Raw genomic sequence first — 4631 nt, forward strand, 5'->3', positions numbered from 1 at the left:
CGCCGCCGAACCCAGCCAGCGGTGCAGCGCCGGCCGCGGGGCTTCGGGGCGGCGCATCAGGAAAACAGCGAAAGCTGGCGGGGCTTCGCTTGCGCACCAAAACCCCCGGGCGTGGTCAGCATGGCGCGCAGGCGGGGGCTGTCCAGCAGGCCGGGGGCGGCGCGGTGGTCGGGGGCGAGCAGGAAGGGCGCCACCTTGCGCAGCGGCACGCGCAGCCGGGCGAGGTCGGCCAGCCGCACCCGGCCCTCCTGGCGGGCGGCGACGATGCGCTCCACGTTGCGCGCGCCCAGGCCCGGCACGCGCAGCAGCAGCTCGCGCGGGGCGCTGTTGAGGTCCACGGGAAAGTCGGCGCGGTGCTTCAGCGCCCAGGCCAGCTTGGGGTCGATCTCCAGGTCCAGCATGCCGCCCTCCCCGCCCGCCAGGATCTCCTCCGTGCCGAAGCCGTAGAAGCGCAGCAGCCAGTCCGCCTGGTACAGCCGGTGCTCACGCAGCAGCGGCGGCGGCGCCGGCGGCAGCAGGCTGGAGGCCTCCGGGATGGGCGAGTAGCCCGAGTAGTACACCCGGCGCAGCCCGTACTTCTCGTATAGCTCCGCCCCCTTGCCGAGGATGCGCCGGTCGTCGCTGTCATCGGCGCCGACGATCATCTGCGTCGATTGCCCGGCGGGGGCGAAGCGCGGTGGCGCGGCGCGGCGGGCGGTGCGGCGCGCCTCCTTCGCCTCGGCGATGCGGCCGGCAAGTTGCTGCATGGCGCCGCCGATGGCCGGCAGGTCCTTCTCCGGCGCCAGCCGCTTCAGGCTGGCCACCTGCGGCAGCTCCACATTGATCGACAGCCGGTCCGCCCAGCGCCCCGCCTCGGCCAGCAGTTCGGGCGCCGCCTCGGGGATGGTCTTGAGGTGGATGTAGCCGAGGAAGCCATGCTCCTCCCGCAGGGTGCGGGCCACGCGGATGAGCTGCTCCATGGTGTAGTCCGGGCTGCGGATGATGCCGGAGGAGAGGAACAGCCCCTCGATGTAGTTGCGCCGGTAGAAGGCCAGCGTCAGCTTCACCAGCTCCGCAACGGTGAAGCGGGCGCGCGCCACGTTGGAGGTGGCGCGGTTGATGCAGTAGACGCAGTCGAACACGCAGGCATTGGTCAGCAGCACCTTCAGCAGCGAGATGCAGCGGCCATCCGGCGCATAGGCGTGGCAGATGCCCATACCCTCCGTGCTGCCGAGGCCGCCCTGGCGCGAGTCGCGCTTCTCCGTGCCGGAGGAGGCGCAGGAGGCGTCGTACTTGGCGGCATCGGCCAGCAGGGCGAGCTTGGCGCGGAGATCCATGGCGGCGGTCCGGAGCGTTTCAGTTCTTAATATGTTCTGAATTGCCCGGACGCCAAGCCGCGCCGGCCCGGATTTCCGCCGCCTACCGCAGCAGCGCCGGCAGCAGCGCGTCCAGCCGCAGCCGCCCTTCCCAGGTGGCGGCGAGCCGGCCCTCGGGCGTCCAGAGCAGGTAGTCCTCGTCGAGGCAGGCGGCGAGCATGGCGGGGTCCACCGCCTCGGCCAGCGAGAGCCCGCTGCGGGCCTGGAGCCGCGCCGGGTCCACGCCTTCCGAGAGGCGCAGCCCCATCAGCAGCGCCTCCCGCGCGCGGTCGGTGGGCGAGAGGATCTCGGTGGCGGTGATGGCGTGGCCCGCGGCCTCGACGCGCGCCAGCCATTCCTCCGGCCCGCGGTGGCGGCGGGCGGCCACCAGCCCCTCGCGCAGCGTCAGCCGCTGGTGCGCGCCGGCGCCGATGCCGAGATAGTCGCCATAGCGCCAGTAGGCGAGGTTGTGCCGGCTCTCCGCCCCGGGCTTGGCGTAGTTGGAGACCTCGTAGGGCAGCAGGCCGAAGCGCGCCGCCTCCTCGCCGGTGGCGAAGTAGAGGGCGGCGGCCTCCTCCCCCTCCGGCAGGGCGAAGGCGCCGCGCGCGTGCTCGGTGGCGAAGCGCGTGCCCGGCTCGATGGTGAGCTGGTACAGGGAGAGGTGGTCGGCGGCCAGGGCCAGGGCGCGGCGCAGCTCGGCGCGCCATTCGGCCACGGCCTGGCCGGGGCGGGCGTAGATCAGGTCGAAGGAGAGGCGCGGGAACAGGCCGCGCGCCGCCTCCAGCGCGGCGATGGCCTGCCCGGCATCGTGCTTCCGCCCGAGGAAGCCCAGCGCCGTGTCGTCCAGCGCCTGCACGCCGAGGCTGGCGCGGTTCACCCCCGCCGCGCGGATCTCGGCCAGGCGCGAGACCTCGACGCTGGTCGGGTTGGCCTCCAGCGTGATCTCGATGTCCGGCAGGGGCGGGAAGAGGCGCGTGGCGTCGGCGATGATGTCGGCCACCACCTGCGGCGGCATCAGGCTCGGCGTGCCGCCGCCGAAGAAGATGGAGGCGAGCGGCCGCCCCCCCTGCCCTTCCGCCTCCAGCCGCGCCGCCTCGAAGGCCAGCTCCCGCCGCAGCGCGGCGCCGAAGCGGGCGGCGTCCACCCGCTCCCGCACATGGCTGTTGAAGTCGCAATAGGGGCACTTGGCCGCGCAGAAGGGCCAGTGGACATAGAGGGCGATCGGCTCGGGCATGGGGGCGGATATGGGCGCGGCGGGCGGCCGGTGTCGAGAGCGGGCGCCGGGACGCGGCTATGCCAGGGCGCGCCAGACCATCTCCGCCCCCAGCAGGCCGAGGCCCGCGAAGAAGCCGCGCCGGAAGGTCTCCGCCCGCACCCGGCCGCGCAGCCAGCCGCCCAGCGCCATGCCCAGCAGCGCCGGCCCGATCGCCAGCAGGGATTGCCCGAGCAGCAGCCCCGGCAGCGCCCCGTGCCAGGCCAGCCCCGCCGCCAGCGCCAGGGTGGAGACGGTGAAGGACAGGCCCAGCGCCTGCACCAGGTCATCCCGCCCCAGCCCGAGCGCGCCAAGGAAGGGCACGGCGGGGATGACGAACACCCCCGTGGCGCCAGTGACGGCGCCGGTGGCCAGCCCGACCAGCGGCGCGGCCCAGGGCTCGGCGCGCGGCGGCACGCGCAGCGCGGGGCGGGCCAGGCCGAGGACGGCATAGGCCAGCAGGGTGAGGCCCAGCGCCGCCACCGGCCAGGGCGATTCCTCCCGCGCGATCAGCCCGGCGCCCAGCAGCGTGCCGGCCAGGATGCCCAGCATCATGCCCCACAGCCGCCGCAGCAGCGCGCCGAAGCGCGGGCCGGCGAAAAGCTGCCAGAGATTCGTCACCAGCGAAGGCAGCACCAGCAGCGCGGCGGCCTGGGCGGGGGGCATGACGGCGCCCAGGAGGCCCATCGCCACCGTCGGCAGGCCGAGGCCGAGCACGCCCTTCACCATCCCGGCGAGGAGGAAGACCAGCAGAAGGAACAGGATGTCCATGATGTCTCCCGGAAGCGCCGGGGGAATGAATTCCCCCGGACCCCCTTCTTTTGTCTGTCCGTTCACGGGCGCGCCTGCGGCGACACCCTCCGCCGCAGCCTGGGCCGGCACAATGCGGATGTGGCAGAGTGAGGCTTCGGCAGGGACGAAGGCTCGAACCTCCATGCATCTCGACCTGACCGACCTGCGGCTGTTCCGCCATGTGGCGGAGGCGGGCAGCATCACCGCCGGAGGCGCGCGGGCGGGGCTGGCCCTGGCTTCGGCCAGCGCCCGGCTGCGGGCGATGGAGGCGCAGGCCGGCGTGGCGCTGCTGCTGCGCGGGCGGCGCGGTGTCAGCCTGACCCCGGCGGGAGAGGCGCTGCTGCACCATGCCCGGCTGGTGGGGCAGCAGGTGGAGCGGATGCGCGGCGAGCTGGGCGAATATGCGCGCGGGCTGCAGGGGCATGTGCGGCTGCTGGCCAACACCGCCGCCACCGTCGAATTCCTGCCCGAGCCGCTGGCCCGCTTCCTGGCCGCGCATCCGCAGGTGGAGATCGCGCTGGAGGAGCGCACCAGCACCGCCATCGCCGCCGCCGTGGCGGAAGGGCGGGCCGAGCTGGGCATCGCCGCCGATCATGCCGACCTTGCCGGGCTGGAGGCGCTTCCCTTCCGGACGGACCGGCTGGTGCTCGTGGCCGCGCCGGACCACCCCCTGGCCGGGCGCGGCGGCGTTCGGCTGGAGGAGGCGCTGGGCTGGCCCTTCATCGGCCTCGGCACCGGGAGCGCCCTGCAGCGGCACCTGGCCGGCCATGCGGCGCGCGCGTCCGGGCGGCTGCGGCTGCGCCTCCAGGCGCCGGGGCCGGAGGCCGCCTGCCGCATGGCCGCCCTCGGCGCCGGGCTGGCGCTGGTGCCGGAGGCCGCCGCGCGCCGCGCCGGCGCCGCCGCGCCCCTGGCGCTGGTGCCGCTGACCGAAGCCTGGGCCGAGCGGCGCCTCCTCCTCCTGCACCGCCGGGGCGCGGCGCTGCCGGCCCATGCGGCGCGGCTGCTGGCGCATCTGGCGGGCTGAGGGCCGGGCCGGAGCATGGCGCCGATGCCACGCTCCGCAGGAATGTCATGCCGGCCCCGGGCGGTTTGCCTTGACCCGGCCCGCCCGCATCCCCAACCATGCAAGCCGTGATGAGCAGCCCAGGCGCGACCGCAGAATCGCGGAGCACGCAGGGCCCGGTCGCTTGACCCGAGGCCCCGCGCCCCGCACATCCGCCCGGAACGCCGCCCCGCACCGGGGTGGCCCCGGC

4 protein-coding genes are annotated in these 4631 nt (G+C 75.0%); 1 reads left to right on the forward strand and 3 read right to left on the reverse strand.

The genetic code is table 11. From position 1 onward, the window contains the following. Window positions 1-56 precede the first annotated feature (56 nt). The 3 genes from ACZJYS_RS22770 to ACZJYS_RS22780 all read right to left on the reverse strand — a co-directional run bounded on the left by ACZJYS_RS22770 (window position 57) and on the right by ACZJYS_RS22780 (window position 3357). Window positions 57-1316 carry a putative DNA modification/repair radical SAM protein gene (locus ACZJYS_RS22770; RefSeq protein WP_493180431.1) on the reverse strand — a complete coding sequence of 420 codons (1260 nt, stop codon included), beginning with the start codon at window positions 1314-1316 and terminating at the stop codon, window positions 57-59. 82 nt (window positions 1317-1398) lie between these two features. Beyond that, window positions 1399-2568: a radical SAM family heme chaperone HemW gene (gene hemW / locus ACZJYS_RS22775; RefSeq protein ID WP_493180432.1), complete on the reverse strand. Its 1170-nt coding sequence runs from the start codon at window positions 2566-2568 to the stop codon at window positions 1399-1401. A 57-nt stretch (window positions 2569-2625) separates the two neighbouring features. Beyond that, on the reverse strand, window positions 2626-3357 hold the full coding sequence (locus tag ACZJYS_RS22780) for a sulfite exporter TauE/SafE family protein (protein WP_219929791.1): 732 nt from the start codon (window positions 3355-3357) through the stop codon (window positions 2626-2628). Between the two features lie 163 nt (window positions 3358-3520). Between ACZJYS_RS22780 and ACZJYS_RS22785 the strand changes: the two genes are divergently transcribed. Then, window positions 3521-4402: a LysR family transcriptional regulator gene (locus ACZJYS_RS22785; protein ID WP_493180433.1), complete on the forward strand. Its 882-nt coding sequence runs from the start codon at window positions 3521-3523 to the stop codon at window positions 4400-4402. The last annotated feature ends 229 nt before the right edge of the window (window positions 4403-4631 follow it).

The sequence above is a fragment of the Roseomonas sp. TS2 genome (assembly GCF_058833935.1).